Genomic DNA, 20,672 nt, shown 5'->3' on the forward strand with positions numbered 1-20,672 from the left:
ACAGGTACTCAAGACGGAGGCTACAATGAAAAAGATCGCGATTCTTGGTTCAACTGGTTCGATTGGTACGCAGACGCTGGATGTGGTTCGTACCCATGCAGATCAATTCAAAGTGGAAAGTCTGGCTGCTGGTAGCAATGTAGAACTGGTTGTGGAGCAAGCGCTGGAATTCCAGCCGAAAATAGTATCCGTTTCAACAAAAGAACTGGCGGAACAGGTACGTGAGCGATTACCACAATCCATGACCGTGCATTACGGAGAGCAAGGGCTGATTGAAGTAGCTGCTCATAATGATGCCGATACCGTAGTTACAGCGGTGATGGGCAGTATGGGTCTGCCATCGACACTGGCAGCGATTGATGCAGGTAAAATGATTGGTCTTGCTAATAAGGAGACATTGGTTACTGCGGGTCATCTCGTGAATGAGCGTGCTCGCAATAAAGGTGTTCAGATTTTGCCAATCGACAGCGAGCATTCAGCACTATTTCAATGTCTGAATGGGGAGCCGCGTGAGCGTATTACTGAGCTGACATTAACAGCATCCGGCGGTTCGTTCCGTGATCGTACACGGGATCAACTGCGTGATGTGACCGTAGCGGACGCACTCAAGCATCCGAATTGGTCAATGGGCGCCAAAATCACGATCGATTCCGCCACGATGGCGAACAAAGGATTGGAAGTTATCGAAGCGCATTGGCTGTTTGGGATGACGTATGATCAGATCTCGGTCGTACTGCATCCTGAGAGTATTATTCATTCATTTGTAGAATTTGCCGATACTAGCATTATTGCGCAGCTGGGCAATCCAGATATGAGAGTGCCGATCCAATACGCACTGACATATCCAGATCGTCAGCCGTCTCCTTCGACTCGATTGTCGCTGACAAAGGTCGGTCAGTTGAATTTCCGCGAGATGGATTATGAGCGTTTTCCATGTTTGCGTATGGCGTTTGAAAGTGGACGTGCAGGCGGAACAGCTCCAACGGTATTCAATGCAGCGAATGAAATTGCGGTGTCTCGCTTTTTGAAGGGTGAAATTTCCTTTTTGACCATTGAAGACATTATCGAAGATGCGCTTCAACATCATGTCGTCATATCTTCCCCTGATCTGGAAACGATCCAGCATGTAGATGCAGAGGTTCGTCAGCGTGCTGCTGTCGCATTTGCCTAATGTATTGTTGTCTCTGATTGTCAATAAGATCGTATAGATTATCCCTGTGTATTATGGAAACCATTTCATGTATTCCTCATCCCGCTGCTTGTAAGTAGACGGAGAAAAGTGATAATCTAATGGAGTACGAACGCTCTGATCGTACAGACTTCGGTCGCAAGCATATGAAGGAGGATTTGGCAATTTGGAGACACTTCAAGTAGTTATTATGACGGTACTCATGTTTTTCGTTATCGTTACGGTGCATGAATGGGGACACTATTTTTTCGCCAAACGTGCTGGAGTACTCGTACGCGAATTTGCAATAGGATTCGGTCCCAAGCTGTTTTCATATAAAAAGGACGAAACCGTATTTACACTCAGACTGCTGCCGTTTGGCGGTTATGCACGGATGGCAGGCGAAGACCCGGAGCTGGCAGAAATTCAGCCCGGACAGACCATTGCCGTACGGATGGCAGACAATCAGGTCAAATCCATTTTTGTCGATCAACTGGATAATCGTCGCAACGTAATCCGTGGCGAAGTAGAGTCCATTGATCTGGTGGACGATCTGAAGATTGTCATGAATGTGGATGGCGAAGTGCAGACGTTTGATGTGCATCCGCAAGCGATGATGACGGTAAAAGGGCAAGAGATTCAGATTGCTCCACGTAATCGTCATTTTAATAGCGCTTCGGTTGGACAGCGTGCATTGTCTATCTTTGCAGGTCCAGCGATGAACTTTATTTTGGCGTTTGTGCTCTGTCTGATCTTCGTACGCATGACTGGCGTGCCGGTCGATAATCCGACAGGTGTTGTTCTCGGTCAGGTAACCGAATCATCAGCAGGCGCAGCAGCTGGATTGCAAAAAGGTGATATCGTTGAGGAGATCAACGGTACAGTTATCGGTGGTGATTCCGCCAAAATGATTCAATTGATCGAGCAATCGCCGAACAAAGCGATGGAATGGAAAATTGATCGCGGTGGTCAGGAGCAGACATTGTCTGTGACACCAAAAGCCGATGCTAGCAGCGGTAATGTAGGTAAAGTTGGGGTAGCGGTGTCCCCTCAGACTCGCCCGGCTTCGTTTACCGAAACGTTTACCCAGGCAGGTCATCAATTTGTCGATATGAGTACAGCGATTCTGACTGGACTCAAAAAATTGGTCTTCGGACAATTCGCGATTAACGATCTGGCTGGACCGGTAGGTACGATTGACATGACGGCTCAAGTCGCACGTCAAGGTCTGGCAAGTATGATCTTATGGACAGCACTGATCAGTACAAACCTTGGGATCTTCAACTTGCTGCCGATTCCGGCGCTTGATGGAAGCCGGTTGATCTTTATCTTTGTGGAATGGATTCGTCGGAAACCAATCGAACCGAGCAAGGAAGGTCTGGTGCATGTTATCGGCTTTGCGATGTTGTTCCTGTTAATGATCGCTGTCACGTACAACGATATTTTACGATTGATCAAAGGATAACTGTTTTACAAAAATTCTGTTTTACAAAAATTCATTACATGTAACAAACATTTCAGCCAGACCCGGCATATGCATATATGTCTGTTGGTCTGGCTGTCGTCTGCTATCTGTCTTTTTTACAGAGGTAGAGTGGCTTAGATGCCGGATGTAGTGATGGATTGCGGCGAAGGCGTGACATTTCCAAGATAGCGTTCATGCTTGTTTCTAGGAAAAGATTCAAAAAAAACGTTCAGTCATGCTACAATAGATGAACAGACAGAACCGCATGCAATAGCTTGCAGTCGTTCTGAACCAAGACCAATTTAGCAGCCGTTTTGGCGGGTGCTCATTATCATAATGGTTACTTACGGGAGGATATCCACTTTTATGTCGAACGAAAAGCAGGACAAACAATTTGTAACAGAAATCACGCCACAGAGTGAAGACTTTTCACGCTGGTATATCGACGTGATCAAAAAAGCCGAACTGATGGATTATTCCCCAGTACGCGGCTGTATCGTATTCCGTCCGGACGGATACGAAATTTGGGAACATATTCAGCGTGATCTGGATCGTCGTTTCAAAGAAACCGGTCATCGTAACGCATATTTCCCACTGTTTATCCCAGAAAGCTTTTTTGAAAAAGAAAAAGAACACGTGGAAGGCTTCAACCCTGAGTTGCCGTGGGTAACAGAAGCAGGCGGCGATCCGCTGGAAGAACGTCTGGCGATTCGCCCAACTTCCGAAACGATGTTTGGACATATGTACTCTCGTTGGATTCAGTCGTATCGTGATTTGCCAGTACTGATCAATCAGTGGGCAAACGTTGTACGCTGGGAGAAACGTACGCTGCCATTCCTGCGTACGAGTGAATTCTTATGGCAGGAAGGTCATACTGCGCACGAGACAGCTGAGGAAGCACTGGAAGAAACGATGAAAATGCTGGATGTATACACGGAGTTTGTTGAAGAATTCCTGGCAATTCCAGTTATCAAAGGTCAAAAGAGTCCATCCGAGAAATTTGCCGGTGCAAAAGCTACATACTCCATCGAAGCGATGATGAAGGACGGACGCGCTGTACAGGCAGGTACTTCCCACTATATGGGTACTAACTTTGCGGAAGCTTTTGATATTCAATTCCTGAGTCGTGAGAACAATCAGGAATTTGCTCATACGACATCTTGGGGCGTAAGTACACGTCTGATCGGTGCTCTCATTATGGTACATGGTGACGATCGCGGTCTGGCATTGCCTCCAAAAGTAGCACCAAAACAAGTGATGATCATTCCAATCGGTCCACCGAAAACACGCGATGTAGTCGTTGGACGTGCAGATGAACTGTTCGCTGAATTGAAACAAGCAGGCGTACGCGTAGGGATTGACGATCGTGCCGATGTGCGTCCAGGTTGGAAATTCAATGAATACGAAATGCGTGGTATTCCAGTACGTCTGGAAGTTGGTCCTCGTGATATTGAAAATGGCGTCTGTGTACTCGTTTCTCGCATTAGCGGTGAGAAGAAACAAGTGCCACTGGAAAATATCGTCGAAGAAGTACAAAACATGCTGGAGCAAGTACAACAGGAAATGTACCAACGCGCGCTGTCCTTCCGTGAAGACAATATGCACGTTGTCGATACACTGGATGAAATGAAGAGCATTATGGAAGAGAAACGTGGCTTCTTTATTGCTGGCTGGGATGGTACTGACGAAACCGAGCGCAAGGTCAAAGAAGAAACAGGCGCGACGATCCGCAACATTCCATTCCAATTGGATGTGCAAAAAGAGAAATGTCTCGTAACCGGTCAACCGGCGAAACATACCGTCGTATTTGCACGCGCTTATTAATTTTTCATGTATAGAAACACATTTGTAGTCGTATCGTTAGACAGAGGTACCAGCATACAGACAATCGAGATCAGTGAATATGTATGATTTGATCGGATTGCACTGGACAGGTGTAACGATACCTATGTAATGAATATACGCCTGATTGAGCTTTCTCATCCGGCAGCAAAGTATAACTCAAGCAGGCAAGCTTCCAGCAAACGGAGTGGACATAGGTCCGTCACCGGTATAGACGGAAGCTTGCTGCTTTTTTCAAAGGGGGACCTCATGAGCGCAAGCGGGGAAAAAAGACAACGTTTTGAGCTGTTGATGCAGCAGGCGCAAGTGCCTGTGGGTCTGATGGAGCCCTATTTTGCGGATGGAATCATCGAACGGGTGGAGATCAGCCGTAGCAACAAAGAGTGGAAACTGATTATCGTCAAAGATACGATCGTGCCGTCACCGACCTACCGTACGTTTTGCCGTCATATTCAGGACAAGATGAGCCATATCGCCAAAATCCGCTTTTTATTTCAATATAGTGACCAGATTGATCGTGTCCAAGTAGTGGAAGAATATTGGACACTATTTCTGGAATGGGTACAGCGCCAGATTCCGTCAGTGAACGGATGGATGACTCGTGCTAAGTTTGCCCTTAACGACGATGTATTGACGTTGACCATGACCGATCAGATGGCATTGGAATTAGCGAAGAAAAAGCAAATTGATCAGGCTATCGTTACATTTTACAACGAGTACTTTAATGTACAGCTGCGGATCAAAATCGAAGTTGGCGAGACATCCAGTGAAGCGGTGCAAGCATTCCATGAACAGCGTCGTCAGGAAGATTTGTTAGAGATTGAGCGTCTGATGACCAGTGTCGAGTCGGAGCTGGAAGAAGAATTGGATGAAGACGGCGAGCCGGTTCGTTTGCAGGTTGGTTACGAGTTGAAGGAACCAGCGATACCGTTACAAGAATTGCAGGATGAAGAGAAGAAAGTCATCGTACAGGGTACGATTTTTGGTCTCGACAGCAAAGAGTTGCGTAACGGCAGTACGCTCTTCACCTTCTTTATTACTGATTTTACGGACTCATTGCAAATGAAGATGTTTGCCAAAACCAAAGAAGATCTCAAGATCATGAGCCTGCTCGCTAATGGCAAATGGGTCAAAGCACGTGGACGGGTAGAGTATGACCGGTTTATGCAAATTCCAGAACTAGCGATGATTCCATCCGACCTGAGTGAGATCAAATCGCCACCAGGACGTAAAGACGATGCGAATGAGAAACGGGTCGAATTCCATCTGCATACAACGATGAGTACGATGGATGGCATTACGACGATCGATAAATATGTAAAAACAGCGGCAGATTGGGGACATCCAGCGATTGCCGTTACCGATCATGGTGGGGTGCAGTGTTACCCGGAAGCAGCCAAAGCAGCCAAAAAGCACGGTATCAAGCTTATTTACGGATTGGAAGCCAATGTTATCAACGATGCAACTGCCATCGTATTGGAACCACAACCGCTTGATCTGCGCACATCCACATATATCGTATTCGATATTGAGACCACGGGTCTGTCGATTACACAGAACAAGATTATCGAGATTGCAGCTGTAAAAATGGTAGCAGGCAAAGAAATCGACCGTTATGCCACATTTGTCGATCCACATGAACGTATTCCGTACAATATTCAGCAATTAACTAATATTACTGACGAAATGGTACGTGGCGCACCAGAGATTGATCAGGTCATTCGCGAATTTGTAGAATTTGCTGGCGATGGCATTCTAGTCGCGCACAACGCGCGTTTTGATATCGGTTTTATCCAAGCAACATTGAAAAATCACGATTTACCGGAAATGACGAATCCGGTACTGGATACGCTAGAGCTGGCTCGTTTACTGTATCCAACGCTGAAGAATCACCGTTTGAATACACTAGCATCCAAATACAAAGTCGCATTGGAAAGTCATCACCGCGCGATTGACGATACGATCGCACTCGGTGGCATTCTGTTCGGCTTGCTAAAAGATGCGGAGCAGGAGCGTCGATTGACGCAATTAGATCGACTGAATGATTTTGTCGGTAAAGATCTGTCCAATGCTCGTCCATTCCATTGCACCATCTATGCACTGAATGAAAAAGGCAAAAAGAATTTGTTCAAACTCGTCTCGCTGTCGCATACCGAATACTTTAAACGGGTACCCCGTATCCCCAAATCGGTATTGACGCAATATCGCGAAGGTCTGCTAGTGATGTCCGGTTGCGAAAAAGGTGAATTTTTTGAAACCGTACTGAACAAAACGCAGGAAGAAGCAGAAGAGATCGCACAGTTCTACGACATTCTGGAAGTTCAACCAATGACGATGTACATGCACCTAGTGGACAAAGGTTTAGTCGGCACACCGCGTGAGTTGGAAATCGCCCTGCAAAAAATTTGCGAGATCGGTGATAAGCTGAACAAGCCGGTCGTAGCGACAGGTAATGTGCATTATTTGGAACCACGCGAGAAGATTTTCCGCGATATTACGATTAACGGAATTACCGGCTTTAGTCCGCTCAAAGATCAGCGCAAACCGGAAGCCCATTTCCGCACGACAAAGGAAATGCTGGACGAATTCACCTTCCTCGGTGAAGACAAAGCATATGAACTTGTTGTGACCAATACGCAGGCACTGGCGGAACGTTTTGAAGTGTATCCGCTATTTCCAGAGAAGCTGTTTACACCGGATTTGGAAGGGGCAGACGAAGAGATTCGTAATACGTGCTATAGCACAGCACGTTCGATCTACGGCGAAGATTTGCCGGAAGTCATCATTGCTCGTCTCGAAAAAGAATTAGAGCCGATTATTAAATACGGCTTCTCTGCCAACTATCTCATTTCCGAGAAGCTGGTGAAAAAGTCGAACGAAGACGGCTATCTGGTTGGTTCGCGGGGCTCGGTTGGTTCGTCCATCGTAGCAACCTTCCTCGGTATATCCGAAGTCAATCCGCTGCCAGCACACTATATCTGCATCAACAAGGAATGCAAGCATAGCGAATGGTTCCTTGATGGTAGCGTACCGAGTGGATTCGACCTTCCAGAAAAAGAATGCCCGAATTGTGGCGGTCGATTAAAAGGCGAAGGTCAGGATATTCCGTTCGAGACGTTCCTTGGCTTTAAAGGGGATAAAGTCCCCGATATCGACCTTAACTTCTCCGGTGATTACCAGCCGATCGCGCATAACTATACAAAAGTACTGTTTGGCGAGAAAAACGTATTCCGTGCTGGTACAATCGGTACGGTTGCCGAGAAAACGGCATACGGGTTTGCCAAGAAATATGAAGAGTTGCATCAGAAGAAATGGCGCGGCGCTGAGCTAAGCCGTCTGGCAGCAGGCTGTACGGGCGTTAAGCGTAGTACCGGACAGCATCCCGGCGGTATCGTCGTTGTACCGGATTATATCGACGTGGAAGATGTAACGCCGGTTCAATACCCGGCGGATGATGTGAATGCGGAGTGGAAGACTACGCATTTTGATTATCACGCGTTTGAAGCCAACTTGCTCAAGCTTGATATTCTCGGACATGATGATCCGACCATGATGCGGATGTTGCAGGATTTGACCGGAGTAGATCCGACGACAATTCCGATGAACGATCCCAAAGTCATGAGCATGTTTAACTCCACCGAGGCACTCGGCATCTCACCGCATCAGCTGCGTAGCCCGGTAGCGACTTACGGTGTACCAGAGATGGGAACCAAATTTGTACGACAGATGTTGGTGGAATCCCAACCGTCCAGTTTTGCCGATTTGCTGCAAATCTCCGGTCTGTCTCACGGAACCGGTGTATGGCTGGGCAATGCGCAGGAATTGATCAAAAACAATACCTGCACGATCAAGACAGTAATTGGCTGTCGTGACGATATTATGTTGTTCCTGATTTACAAAGCGGGCATGGATGCAAGTCTGGCATTTAAAATTACGGAGAGTGTACGTAAAGGTAAAGGTCTGACGCAAGAATGGATCGACGAGATGAAGAACTGCAAAGTGCCACAATGGTACATTGATTCCTGTCTCAAAATCCAGTATATGTTCCCGAAAGCCCACGCCTCGGCATATGTTATCTCCGCCGTACGTACGGCTTACTTCAAGCTGTATCATCCGATCGAATATTATGCCACCTACTTTACTGTACGCGCGGAAGATTTTGATATCGATCTATGTTGTCAAGGATACGAAGCAATCTATCGCAAAATCGAAGAGATTGAGCAGCTCGGTTTCCAAGCTTCGCCAAAGGAAAAGGCGATGCTGTCCATTTTGGAAATGGCGCTGGAAATGACGGCACGCGGCTTTACTTTCAAACCGCTAGATCTGTATCGCTCACATGCGACTTCGTTTACCGTAGATGGCAAAAGTCTGGTTCCACCATTCTCTGCGGTGCAGGGGATCGGTGATAACGCGGCACGCAATATTGCAGCATCGCGCGACCATGGCGAGTTTCTATCAATTGAGGATTTCCAGCAGAAATCCAAAGCGACCAAAACGATTGTCGAGCTGATGACCCAGATGGGCTGCTTCCGCGGCTTGCCGGAAAGCAATCAGCTGTCACTGTTCTAAATGTTGATTGTAAGCCAGCTATTAGAATGGAACATTGCAACTGGTAACGGTAGACAAAGCCATGATCACATGTTCCTTATGATTATGATGCTACAAAAGGCGTGCAGGTCAAGGCGAATTACTTGTCACCACTGCGGTATTATGGTATAATTTTTGAGAGTGAAGAAAGAAATAACCGTCCTGTAAAGAGTGGGGAAACCCACTCTTTACTGTTTGGTATGAGGCTGTCAGCTTATATTCACATCAGACCGCACTGCAAAAGATCGAACCGAGAGCGCTTTTTCTGGTTCGATTTTCTTTAAGCTGGGACGGTTTGCGGATACGACAGCCTGCAACAACATAACAGGATTCTAAGGTGATGGAGGGTTGGATTGTTTGAGCACACCAAAGATTAAAACGACCGTCGAGGAAATGGTGCAGCCATTTTTGGAGGAACATGGATTTGAGCTGGTCGATGTGGAATACGTAAAAGAAGGCAAAAACTGGTTTCTGCGCGTGTTTGTAGATAAAGAAGGCGGCATCGATATTGATGATTGTGGCCGGATCAGTGAGTACATGAGTGAACAACTGGATAGTCATGATCCGATCAAGGACCCTTATTTTCTGGAAGTATCTTCCCCGGGTGCGGAGCGCCCACTCAAAAAAGAGAGTGACGTTGTCAAAGCGGTCGGAAAAGATGTATTCGTAACGACCTATGAGCCGGTGGATGGTCTGAAGGAGTTTGAAGGACACCTGTTGTCATTTGACGATGGTGAACTGCTAATCGAAGCGGGTAAGAAACGCTTTACGATTTCATATGCAAAAGTAGCCAGCGCCAGACTGGCAATCATTTTTTAAACGGTAGTTTTTTGAAAGGGGGATCTTGAAGGTCATGAGTATGGATTTTATTGAGGCAATGAACGAGCTGGAACGCGAAAAAGGGATTAGCAAGGACGTGCTGTTTGAGGCGATCGAAGCTGCCCTGATTTCCAGCTACAAACGTAATTTTAATACAGCGCAAAACGTACGTGTAGATATGAACCGTAATACCGGCGCCATCAAGGTATTTGCACGCAAAATGGTTGTGGAGGAAGTACTGGATGAGCGTACCGAGATTTCGGTAAGTTCTGCACGCGAGATCAATCCTCACTTCCAACTGGAAGATGTAGCGGAGATCGAAGTAACACCGCGTGACTTTGGACGTATTGCTGCTCAGACAGCAAAGCAGGTCGTAACTCAGCGTATTCGCGAAGCAGAGCGCGGTTTGATCTACAATGCGTTTATCGATAAAGAAGAAGATATCGTTACCGGTATCGTACAGCGTCAAGATGCGCGTAACATCTATGTGGATCTTGGGAAAGTGGAAGCGGTACTGCCGCTGACCGAGCTGATGCCTAACGAGAAGTTCAACATGAACGAGCGTATCAAAGCCTACATCACCAAAGTAGAAAACACGACCAAAGGTCCTCAGATCGTGCTGTCACGCACGCATCCAGGTCTGCTCAAGCGCTTGTTTGAGCTGGAAGTGCCAGAGATCTTTGACGGTGTCGTTGAGATTCGTTCGGTTGCACGCGAAGCCGGTTTCCGCTCCAAGATCGCTGTATACTCCCGTAATGCGGAAGTAGATCCAGTCGGTTCTTGCGTAGGTCCACGCGGTTTGCGTGTACAGACTATCGTTAACGAACTGCGCGGTGAGAAAATCGATATCGTGCGCTATTCCGAAAGCGTGGAAGAGTATGTAGCTAATGCACTCAGCCCTTCCAAAGTGCTGGAGGTTCAAGTGTTTGAAGAAGAAAAGATGGCTCGTGTCATCGTGCCGGATTATCAGCTGTCGCTGGCAATCGGTATCAAAGGTCAAAATGCCCGTCTGGCAGCCAAGCTGACCAGCTGGAAAATCGATATCAAGAGCGAAACTCAGGCAGAGGAAGAATTTGGACGTCCGAGAGAATTGGGCGAAGAAATGCATCAGGATTCCGTATCGGTCGACTAAACCTTCCCGTTTGTGCTTGACCGGATGACTGTTGATCCAAGCATCAGATGAACAGCGTATAGTTGCTTTACACTGGTACGGAGCAACAGGGCGATCCGATGCTTGAAAGGGGTTGGTTATCAAATGAAGACAAAGAAGATACCGCTGCGCAAGTGTGTCGCGTGCCAGCAAATGATGCCCAAAAAAAGCCTGGTACGTATCGTTCGTACACCGGAAGATCAGGTAGAGATTGATTTGACCGGTAAAAAATCGGGTCGTGGCGCTTATGTATGTGCCACGCAAGCTTGCTTCCAGCTGGCACAGAAAAGTCGTGCGTTTGATCGTGCGCTCAAAGTGCCGGTAAGCCAAGAAATTTATGAACGGCTTGCTAGCGAATTTAGCAGCGTAGAAAGCCATTTTAGTTCAGTGCAGGAGAGAGACGCTAATGAATAACGAACTATCCCTACTCGGACTTGCCATGCGTGCCGGAAAAGTACTTTCCGGGGATGAGCTGGTACTGAAGGCCATTCGTTCCCGTGAAGCTGCGCTCGTAATCCTCGCTGGTGATGCTTCCGCCAATACGCAGAAAAAATTCCGCGATAAGTGCAGCAGTTATCAAATCCCGCTGTTGGTCGGTTACGACCGCGACAGTCTGGGAACCAGTATTGGAAAAGAAGGTCGTGTTATTATCGCACTGACCGATCAAGGGTTCGCAGGGCTTCTCCGTAAACGAATAGGGAATTCGTCGGAGGTGGAATATATTGAGTACACAGGAGCAGAAGGATAAACTGAGAGTTTATGAATATGCGAAATCTCTCAATATGAGCAGCAAGGAAATCATTACGATCTTGAAAAAACTGAATGTACCGGTCAACAATCACATGAGCGTTATGGAAGACGGCGCCGTGGGTAAAGTGGAACAATTTTTCAAAAATATCAAATCGAACGCTGCTGCCGATCGGCAGAACAGCGAAACGAATACATCGGCGGACGCTTCGGCGACGCACGAAAAAAATGAAAAGCAGGTAGGTATGGATATAAAAACTCAGAACAACTCATCCAATGGGAATAACAGGTCCCAAAGCGGTTCTAGCAATTCTGCTAATCGCTCTAACTCGTCGTCTAGTCAAAATAACAGTAATCGCAGTGGACAAAGCTCTAACCAATCGGGTAACCGTAGCACGTCGCAAGGCGGCAACCGTCAGCCTAGCGCTGCTTCTCGTCCACAATCCGGTTCTTCTTCGCAAAACCGTCAACCTTCGGGTTCGGTAAGAACATCCCAAGGTGGGAATTCTTCCAGCGACAACCGTAGCGGTGGTGGCAACAGTGGTAACAGCAACCGCGGTGGCAATAGTGGCGGCGGTAATCGCAGCAACAGCAACAACCGTGGCGGTAATGGCGGTGGCAATCGTTATGGTAACAACAACGGTAACCGCAATAACAGTCGTGGTGGCAAAGGTCGCGGTGGCAGAAACTTCAACAACAACCAACCGCCACGCGAGAAAATCGATAATACGCCGAAGAAAATCATCGTTCGTGGTGAGATGACTGTCGGTGAAACAGCCAAATTGCTGCACAAAGATGCTTCTGAAGTAATCAAGAAGCTGATCAGCAGCGGTGTAATGGCAACAATCAACCAAGAGCTTGATCTGGAAACGATCCAACTGATCGCTGACGATTATGGCGTTGAAGTAGAGATCAAAATTCCAGTTGAAGACGATCGTTTTGAAACGGTTGAAGAAGTGGATGATGAAGCCGATCTGAAAGCTCGTCCTCCTGTTGTTACAATCATGGGTCACGTCGATCATGGTAAAACAACGTTGCTGGATGCAATCCGTTCCGCTAACGTAACTGGTGGCGAAGCAGGCGGTATCACGCAGCATATCGGTGCATACCAAGTCGAAATCAACAAAAAGAAAATCACATTCCTGGATACACCGGGTCACGAAGCGTTTACCGCTATGCGTGCTCGTGGTGCGCAGGTAACGGATATTACAATCATCGTTGTTGCAGCGGATGACGGCGTTATGCCACAAACCGTAGAGGCGATTAACCACGCCAAAGCGGCAGGTCTGCCAATCATCGTAGCAGTCAACAAAATTGATAAACCAGGTGCTAACCCGGATAAAGTAAAACAAGAACTGACCGAGTATGAACTCGTACCGGAAGAGTGGGGCGGCGATACGATCTTCGTTAACGTATCTGCAAAACAGCGTACTGGTCTGGAAGACCTGCTGGAAATGATCCTGCTCGTGGCTGAAGTTAACGACTACAAAGCCAATCCGAACAAACGTGCTCGCGGTGCGGTTATCGAGGCCGAGCTGGATAAAGGTCGCGGTCCGGTAGCTCGTATTCTAGTACAACACGGTACACTGAAAGTCGGCGATGCATTTGTTGCCGGTAACTGTTTCGGACGTATCCGTGCTATGGTAAATGATAAAGGACGTCGTCTCAAAGAAGCTGGTCCTTCCACACCGGTCGAAATTACTGGTCTGACTGAAGTTCCACAAGCAGGCGATCCGTTCATGGTATTCGAAGACGAGCGCAAAGCCCGTTCGATTGCCGACAAACGTGCAATTACACATCGTCAGTCCGAGCTGGGTGCGAATACCCGCGTAACGCTGGATGATCTGTTCCAGCATATCAAAGACGGCGAAATCAAAGATCTGAACGTCATCATCAAAGGCGACGTGCAGGGTTCGGTCGAAGCCCTCAAAGGCTCACTCGAAAAAATCGAGGTGGAAGGCGTTCGCGTCAAAATTATCCACCGTGGCGTAGGTGCCATCAACGAATCCGATATCATTCTGGCAGCAGCATCCAGTGCTATCATTATCGGTTTCAACGTTCGTCCTGATGTTCAGGCGAAACAAACGGCAGAGCAGGAGCAGGTCGACATTCGTCTGCACCGCGTAATCTACAACGCGATCGAAGAAATCGAGCAAGCGATGAAAGGGATGCTGGATCCGGAGTACAAAGAAGTGGTTATCGGTCACGCCGAAGTGCGTAACACCTTCAAAATCAGCCGCGTAGGTACAATCGCAGGTTGCATGGTTACTTCCGGTAAAATTACCCGTTCTGCGGAAGCTCGCTTGATCCGCGACGGCATCGTTATTTTCGAAGGCAAGATCGATTCCCTCAAACGCTTCAAAGATGATGCCAAAGAAGTGGCACAAGGCTACGAGTGCGGTATCACGCTGGACGGCTACAATGATATGAAGGACAACGATACAATCGAAGCCTTTATCATGGAAGCTGTAGAGCGCAAATAACGAGGTGAAAAACAATGGCTAAGATTAGAACAGGACGAGTAGGCGAGCAGATCAAAAAAGAACTGAGCCTGCTGATCCAAAACGAACTCAAAGACCCGCGTATCGGTTTCGTGACCGTTACCGGTGTTGATGTAACCAATGACCTGTCACAAGCTGAGGTATACCTCAGCGTGATGGGTGATGACGAACAAAAAAAAGGTTCACTCAAAGGAATCGAAAAAGCATCCGGTTTCCTGCGCTCCGAACTCGGCAAGCGCATCCGGTTGCGTCATACGCCTGAACTGCTGTTCAAGTTTGACGAATCGATTGCTTACGGTAATCGCATCGACGAACTGATTAATCAGATTCATCGCGATGATTCCGACAAAGACGAGTAAACCTCAAAGGAGACGGCAATGCAGACCTATGAACAGTCTCTTCTTGATGCCAAGGCATTTGTAGAAGAGCATGACAATTTTCTGGTGGTTTCGCATGTTCAGCCGGACGGAGACGCAGTCAGTTCCACGGTAGTTGTGGGCTGGCTGCTGTCTTGTCTCGGCAAACAATTTACCCTTGTCAATGAAGGTCCGATTCCGAAACGGATGCAATATCTGACCCTTTCCGGCGACATAATTAATTTGCTGGAAGATGGCGGCAAGCGGGAATACCAACATATCATCTGTGTCGATTGCGCAGATTTCAAGCGCGTCGGTCTGGTGAAAGACTGGATGGCTGAATCGGCGTCCATGTTGAACATAGATCATCATCCGACGAATGATCGTTACGGTACTGTCAATGTGGTCAAAGATGACGCTGCGGCGACCGCTGAGGTATTGTTTGATTGGATCAATCTCTTTGATGTCGAGTGGACCAAAGAAGCGGCAGAAGCGATTTATACCGGTCTGCTGACAGATACCGGTGGCTTCCGTTATTCCAGTACATCGCCAAAAGTGATGGAGATTGCATCCAGACTATTAGAGCTGGGCGTCAAAGGGCCGGATCTTGCAGAAACGTTGCTGGAAGAAGTAACGTTGCCGCAGGTAAAAGTGCTTGGTCTCGCATTATCCACATTGGAGCTGGAAGAGGATAGCCGGATTGCGCATGTTTACGTAACACCGGAGCATATGATTCAGGCAGGTGCGGAGAATGAAGATCTGGAAGGGATCGTCAATTATCCGCGGAATATTCAAGGCGTCGAAGTTGGTATTTTCTTCAAAGTCATTGACGATTATGCGGTCAAAGCCAGCCTGCGTTCTGCGGGTAGAATCGATGTGGCAGCAGTCGCTCAGCATTTTGGTGGCGGTGGACATATCAAAGCGGCAGGATGCCGTATGGAAGGCAGCCTGGAACAGGTGAAGCAGCAAGTCGTTTCGTATATAAAGGAGCTTTTATGAACGAGTTTGATGGTGTACTGGCAATACACAAACCAGCAGGCTTTACATCTCATGATGTAGTGGCAAAAGTGCGTCGACTGGTGAGCATGAAGCGCATTGGTCATACCGGCACGCTGGACCCGGCGGTCACTGGGGTATTGCCACTTTGTTTGGGCCGTTCCACCCGCATTGTTGAATATTTGCAGGAAATGCCTAAGGAATACGTCGCGGTGCTGCGTTTTGGCGTAGCAACCGATACCGAGGATATGACCGGTGAGATTATCGAGCAGGTGGCAAAGGTAGAATTGGAAGAAGAACAAGTGCGTGACGTCCTCAAAGGACTAACCGGTATCATTTCACAAGTGCCACCGATGTATTCCGCTGTCAAAGTGGATGGCAAACGCTTGTACGAGCTGGCACGCGAAGGGAAAACCGTTGAGCGCAAAGCGCGCGAAGTGCAGATTCATGAGCTGGAAATGACAGGCTGGGTGCCAGGTGATCATCCGGAAATATCGTTCCGTGTTCTCTGTTCCAAAGGCACGTATATTCGCACACTTTGTGTGGATATCGGTCGCGCATTGGGCGTGCCATCCACGATGGTACAGCTTATACGCACACAGTCGGCAGGCATTACACTGGACAAATGTGTTACATTTGAACAGATAGAACAGCTGATGGAGCAAGGTGCGTTGGAACAGTATTTGATTCCACCAGATCAGGCAATGTCGGCATTGCCTGCTTATACGGTAGATGCGGCGGTATACAAGCATACATTGCAAGGCAAGCATATCGCGATGAACCATATTGCACCAAGAGAATCGCAGTCTGTACCTAATGAACAGTCGCCGCAGGGAGAACAGACTTTGTTCGTGGACGTTTCTGCGGACAAGGGCAGTACTACTACGGCTGAGCAGCTGCTCAAGCTGTATGCGCCAGACGGTACGTTTATCGGTATTTTTGAGCGCGATGATCAGGCAGCTAAGATCGTGCCGGTCAAAGTATTTTTACCCTAATGATTCTGACATCATGAGACCAGCTTGAGTAAACACATTCATTTGTAGAAATGCGGGTGATATCACAGTGAATATAGTAAGGTTGGCTTATCCATGGCCGGAAGACGGCATTCCGCACGCAGCAGGCCCGCAGGTGATGGTCATCGGTCAATTTGACGGTGTTCATCTCGGACATGCCAGCGTTATCGATTATGGCATCCGTCTGGCGCGGCGTCTAGGCATTACCGCTTCCGTCATGACTTTTAACCCGAATCCGAAGGAAGTGCTTGGCAAAGGCGATTATGAAGGCTATCTGACTCCGCTTGCGATCAAAGAAGAAATTCTGCGTAGCATGGGTGTCGATACGCTTTATATAGCAGAGTTCAATCGCGCATTTGCAGCCGTGACACCAGAGCAGTTCTATGAACAAATGCTGGTGCCGTTGCAGGTGCAAACTGCTGTTGTTGGCTTTGATTTTCATTTTGGTCACCGTGGTGCCGGTACACCGGAACTGCTACGGGAACTAGGACAGGATACGCTGTCTGTAGAAACGGTTCCTGCCTTTTTACTGGAAGACAGCAAGGTGAGCAGCTCCGCAATCCGTCGTGCACTGCGTGAAGGCGATGCTGCTCATGCAGCATTGTTGCTCGGACGTCCGTATCAGCTTCGCGGTAAAGTCGTGGACGGGGACAAGCGCGGTCGTACGATCGGATTCCCGACAGCCAATTTGCAGCTAAATGAGAAATATGTCGTTCCTCGCCCGGGTGTGTATGCAGTGCGGGTCATGGCGGACGGAGCATGGCGTGCAGGCGTGATGAATATCGGCTTCAAACCGACGTTCCAAACCGGCGAGACACGTCCAAGCTTTGAAGCGCATATTTTGGACTTTCAGGGCGATCTGTACGGTCAGCAATTAGCTGTTGAATTGGTCGATTATATTCGTGATGAACGCAAATTCGGCTCCATTGATGAGCTGGTTGCGCAGATTTCCCGAGATGCAGAATCTGCCCGTCAGATTCTTTTATAACGGCATTGCTATTTGCAATCGCGGTATGTTATACTGATCAACGTTGCTGTTTCTGATATCAGCAACATAACCTTGGCTTGGTTATTCGGTCTCACCGCCGATATCGAGGCCAATGGCGATTATTAATGAAATTTTAAGGAGGTGAATAGGATGGCATTAACTCAAGAGCGTAAGCAACAACTGATCGAGGAGTACAGAACTCACGAGTCCGATACAGGATCACCGGAGGTACAAGTCGCTATCCTGACGCAAAACATCTTGAACCTGCAGGATCATTTCCGCAGCCACAAAAAGGATCATCATTCCCGTCGTGGTCTGTTGAAAATGGTAGGTCAACGTCGTAAGCTTCTGGCTTACATCAAGAAAAATGATGTTAAACGTTACAGCGCACTGATCGAACGTCTCGGTCTGCGTCGCTAAAACTAAAATGCAATTCCAAAGCAGCCTGGTTGTTCAGCCGTATGGTCTTTTCGGAGCCAACGGCGGCGGCCGGGTTGCTTTTTGTAAGTACACATATTTTTCCGGTTTCGATTTCTGGAAGGGAATCGAGACTTGATTATAGAATAGTAGGATGACCTAAAAAGGAGGAATTTCATGGAACAGCGAGTTGAAATGCAGCTCGGAGGCAGAACCCTCGTACTGGAAACTGGCCGTTTGGCCAAGCAGGCAAACGCAGCAGTAATGGTGCGTTATGGCGATACATCTGTGCTCTGTACGGTGACGGCATCTTCTGAGCCGAAAGATCTGGACTTTTTCCCTCTTACCGTAAACTACGAAGAAAAGCTGTATGCCGTAGGTAAAATTCCCGGCGGATTTATTAAACGTGAAGGCAGACCGAGCGAGAAAGCGATTCTGGCGAGCCGTCTGACTGACCGTCCGATCCGTCCATTGTTCCCGGAAGGTTTCCGGAATGATGTACAGGTTGCCAACTATGTTATGAGTGTGGAGCAGGACTGTGAACCGCAAATTGCTGCGATGATCGGTACATCTGCTGCACTGAGCATCTCCGATGTACCGTTTGATGGTCCAATCGGTGGTGTAGCTGTCGGTCGCGTTGATGGCGAATTCGTAATTAATCCAACGATTGCCCAGCAAGAAGTAAGCGAAATGTACCTCGTTGTTGCGGGTACACGTGATGCGATCATGATGGTAGAAGCGGAAGCAAATGAGCTGCCGGAAGATATCATGCTGGAAGCGATCATGTTTGGTCATGCCGAAATTCAGAACATTATCACCATTATCGAGCAACTGGTACAAAGTGCTGGCAAGCCGAAAATGGCTGTAAAATTGCATACTGTAAACAGTGATGTGAACAGTGCTGTTCGTGCATTTGCTGAAGCACGTCTCGTAGACGCGCTGAAAATTGCCGAGAAGCAAGCACGTCAAGATGCAATCGATGTAGTGAACAACGATGCGGTTGCTCATTTTGAACAACAATATGCGGAAACGCCTGAATATATGGATGATGTCAAAGAAGTGCTGCACGATATTGTAAAAGAAGAAGTGCGCCGTCTGATCACCCATGATAAAGTACGTCCAGATGGACGTAAACTCGAAGAAATTCGTCCAATCGAATGCGATGCGAAACTGCTGCCAAGAACGCACGGTTCCGGTCTGTTCACACGGGGACAAACACAAGTACTCAGTATTTGTACACTGGGTGCACTTGGTGATGTACAGATTCTGGACGGTATCGCACCGGAAGAATCCAAACGCTTTATGCATCATTACAACTTCCCGCCATTCAGTGTCGGTGAAGCACGTCCGTTGCGTCCTCCGGGTCGTCGCGAAATCGGTCACGGTGCACTCGGCGAGCGCGCGATGTCCAAAGTTATCCCTTCGGAAAAGGAATTCCCGTACACGATCCGTGTCGTTTCTGAAGTACTGGAATCGAATGGTTCGACTTCCCAAGCAAGTATCTGCGCCAGCATTCTGGCAATGATGGATGCAGGTGTACCGATCAAAGCACCGGTAGCCGGTATTGCTATGGGTCTGATCAAAGATGGCGATCATGTATCCATCCTGAGCGATATTCAAGGTATGGAAGATCATCTCGGCGATATGGACTTCAAAGTAGCCGGTACAGCTGAAGGCGTAACAGCTATCCAAATGGATATCAAAATTAACGGTATCGATCGTTTGATTCTGTCTGAAGCGTTGGCTCAAGCACGCGAAGGTCGTCTGCACATCCTCGGCAAAATGAACGCCCTGATGGACAAACCGAGAACAAGCCTGTCTCAATATGCTCCGAAAATCGTGATCATTAACATCAACCCGGACAAAATCCGCGATGTAATCGGTCCCGGCGGTAAAATCATCAACAAAATCATTGATGAAACCGGCGTGAAAATCGATATCGAGCAAGACGGTCGCGTATTCATTGGTTCTTCCGATGAATCGATGATCCAAAAAGCACAAAAAATGATCGAAGATCTTGTACGTGAAGTGCTGGTTGGCGAAACGTATCTGGGTAAAGTAAAACGAATCGAGAAATTTGGCGCATTCGTAGAACTGATTCCAGGGAAAGACGGTCTTGTGCATATTTCTCAGCTGTCTACAGAGCGCGTAGCGAAAGTAGAAGACGTTGTATCCATTGGCGATATGATCACTGTTAAAGTCACAGAGATCGATGGTCAAGGTCGCGTCAATCTGTCCCGCAAAGTGCTGCTGACTGCCGAAGCTGGCGAAAAAGCAAACTCCTAATGATGTTCATGTCCTCATTCCTGTATTCAGGTTTGAAGGACATGAGTATGATTGAACTTCATAGCATGATGAGCAAAAGAGCCAGAGTCTGATTCTGACTCTTTTTTTCATGCCCATTGGTTGCTTGATAGTATCTGGTATAATGAGAGATACGCTGCATTGTTGTACAATATCGTAGTGAAAATGGCGTAATCTACAGCTCTGAAACGCAGCAATAGATGATCAATTTTTTGTATTATAAAAACAAGTTTTTGCAGTGGATGACATTTTCTTTCTATATAAGCAGTGATCGTATGTAGCATCCACATCGGGTAGCAGGCTGCAAAACATACACTGC

At 47.7% G+C, this 20,672-nt stretch carries 15 protein-coding genes; all 15 read left to right on the forward strand.

Features of this window, described 5'->3' with window-relative positions; translation table 11 throughout:
* Positions 1–25: 25 nt before the first annotated feature.
* The 15 genes from ACE3MZ_RS09230 to pnp all read left to right on the forward strand — a co-directional run bounded on the left by ACE3MZ_RS09230 (position 26) and on the right by pnp (position 20,335).
* Entirely contained in the window at positions 26–1,171 is a 1,146-nt protein-coding gene (locus tag ACE3MZ_RS09230; protein WP_411346142.1) for a 1-deoxy-D-xylulose-5-phosphate reductoisomerase, read from the forward strand.
* Between the two features lie 184 nt (positions 1,172–1,355).
* On the forward strand, positions 1,356–2,633 hold the full coding sequence (gene rseP, locus ACE3MZ_RS09235; protein WP_411346143.1) for an RIP metalloprotease RseP: 1,278 nt from the start codon (positions 1,356–1,358) through the stop codon (positions 2,631–2,633).
* A 366-nt stretch (positions 2,634–2,999) separates the two neighbouring features.
* Entirely contained in the window at positions 3,000–4,457 is a 1,458-nt protein-coding gene (gene proS / locus ACE3MZ_RS09240; protein ID WP_411346144.1) for a proline--tRNA ligase, read from the forward strand.
* 267 nt (positions 4,458–4,724) lie between these two features.
* Complete coding sequence (locus tag ACE3MZ_RS09245; protein WP_411346145.1) at positions 4,725–9,044, forward strand: PolC-type DNA polymerase III; 4,320 nt, start codon at positions 4,725–4,727, stop codon at positions 9,042–9,044.
* A gap of 375 nt (positions 9,045–9,419) precedes the next feature.
* Positions 9,420–9,881 (forward strand): ribosome maturation factor RimP, encoded by a 462-nt coding sequence (rimP, locus tag ACE3MZ_RS09250; protein ID WP_411346146.1) that lies wholly within the window; start codon positions 9,420–9,422, stop codon positions 9,879–9,881.
* Positions 9,882–9,915: 34 nt separating this feature from the next.
* Entirely contained in the window at positions 9,916–11,013 is a 1,098-nt protein-coding gene (gene nusA, locus ACE3MZ_RS09255) for a transcription termination factor NusA (RefSeq protein WP_411346147.1), read from the forward strand.
* Positions 11,014–11,136: 123 nt separating this feature from the next.
* Complete coding sequence (rnpM, locus tag ACE3MZ_RS09260; RefSeq protein ID WP_411346148.1) at positions 11,137–11,445, forward strand: RNase P modulator RnpM; 309 nt, start codon at positions 11,137–11,139, stop codon at positions 11,443–11,445.
* Positions 11,438–11,779, forward strand: a complete 342-nt coding sequence (locus ACE3MZ_RS09265; protein WP_411346149.1) for a YlxQ family RNA-binding protein — start codon at positions 11,438–11,440, stop codon at positions 11,777–11,779. Before rnpM ends, ACE3MZ_RS09265 begins: the two co-directional genes overlap by 8 nt.
* Positions 11,754–14,261 (forward strand): translation initiation factor IF-2, encoded by a 2,508-nt coding sequence (gene infB / locus ACE3MZ_RS09270; protein ID WP_411346150.1) that lies wholly within the window; start codon positions 11,754–11,756, stop codon positions 14,259–14,261. Before ACE3MZ_RS09265 ends, infB begins: the two co-directional genes overlap by 26 nt.
* Before the next feature lie 14 nt (positions 14,262–14,275).
* Positions 14,276–14,638 carry a 30S ribosome-binding factor RbfA gene (gene rbfA, locus ACE3MZ_RS09275; RefSeq protein ID WP_411346151.1) on the forward strand — a complete coding sequence of 121 codons (363 nt, stop codon included), beginning with the start codon at positions 14,276–14,278 and terminating at the stop codon, positions 14,636–14,638.
* 18 nt (positions 14,639–14,656) lie between these two features.
* Entirely contained in the window at positions 14,657–15,634 is a 978-nt protein-coding gene (locus ACE3MZ_RS09280; RefSeq protein WP_411346152.1) for a DHH family phosphoesterase, read from the forward strand.
* Positions 15,631–16,626 carry a tRNA pseudouridine(55) synthase TruB gene (gene truB / locus ACE3MZ_RS09285; protein WP_411346153.1) on the forward strand — a complete coding sequence of 332 codons (996 nt, stop codon included), beginning with the start codon at positions 15,631–15,633 and terminating at the stop codon, positions 16,624–16,626. The genes ACE3MZ_RS09280 and truB overlap by 4 nt, the downstream gene beginning before the upstream one ends.
* Before the next feature lie 67 nt (positions 16,627–16,693).
* Positions 16,694–17,632, forward strand: coding sequence for a bifunctional riboflavin kinase/FAD synthetase (locus ACE3MZ_RS09290; RefSeq protein WP_411346154.1), 939 nt, complete (start codon positions 16,694–16,696; stop codon positions 17,630–17,632).
* A 150-nt stretch (positions 17,633–17,782) separates the two neighbouring features.
* The gene (gene rpsO, locus ACE3MZ_RS09295) at positions 17,783–18,052 is read left to right on the forward strand and encodes a 30S ribosomal protein S15 (protein ID WP_367056550.1); all 270 of its coding nucleotides are present in this window, start codon (positions 17,783–17,785) and stop codon (positions 18,050–18,052) included.
* A 174-nt stretch (positions 18,053–18,226) separates the two neighbouring features.
* Entirely contained in the window at positions 18,227–20,335 is a 2,109-nt protein-coding gene (gene pnp / locus ACE3MZ_RS09300; RefSeq protein ID WP_411346155.1) for a polyribonucleotide nucleotidyltransferase, read from the forward strand.
* Positions 20,336–20,672 lie beyond the last annotated feature (337 nt).

Origin of the sequence: Paenibacillus sp. WLX1005, assembly GCF_046603685.1 — a bacterium.
Lineage (GTDB): Bacteria > Bacillota > Bacilli > Paenibacillales > Paenibacillaceae > Saccharibacillus.

Bases quoted from the DNA above. Each gene is read 5' to 3' on its own strand.
- ACE3MZ_RS09280 (WP_411346152.1), top strand. From the start codon at position 14,657: ATGCAGACCTATGAACAGTCTCTTCTTGATGCCAAGGCATTTGTAGAA.
- proS (WP_411346144.1), top strand. From the start codon at position 3,000: ATGTCGAACGAAAAGCAGGACAAACAATTTGTAACAGAAATCACGCCA.
- rpsO (WP_367056550.1), top strand. From the start codon at position 17,783: ATGGCATTAACTCAAGAGCGTAAGCAACAACTGATCGAGGAGTACAGA.
- ACE3MZ_RS09265 (WP_411346149.1), top strand. From the start codon at position 11,438: ATGAATAACGAACTATCCCTACTCGGACTTGCCATGCGTGCCGGAAAA.
- pnp (WP_411346155.1), top strand. From the start codon at position 18,227: ATGGAACAGCGAGTTGAAATGCAGCTCGGAGGCAGAACCCTCGTACTG.
- ACE3MZ_RS09245 (WP_411346145.1), top strand. From the start codon at position 4,725: ATGAGCGCAAGCGGGGAAAAAAGACAACGTTTTGAGCTGTTGATGCAG.
- rbfA (WP_411346151.1), top strand. From the start codon at position 14,276: ATGGCTAAGATTAGAACAGGACGAGTAGGCGAGCAGATCAAAAAAGAA.
- nusA (WP_411346147.1), top strand. From the start codon at position 9,916: ATGAGTATGGATTTTATTGAGGCAATGAACGAGCTGGAACGCGAAAAA.
- ACE3MZ_RS09230 (WP_411346142.1), top strand. From the start codon at position 26: ATGAAAAAGATCGCGATTCTTGGTTCAACTGGTTCGATTGGTACGCAG.
- rnpM (WP_411346148.1), top strand. From the start codon at position 11,137: ATGAAGACAAAGAAGATACCGCTGCGCAAGTGTGTCGCGTGCCAGCAA.
- truB (WP_411346153.1), top strand. From the start codon at position 15,631: ATGAACGAGTTTGATGGTGTACTGGCAATACACAAACCAGCAGGCTTT.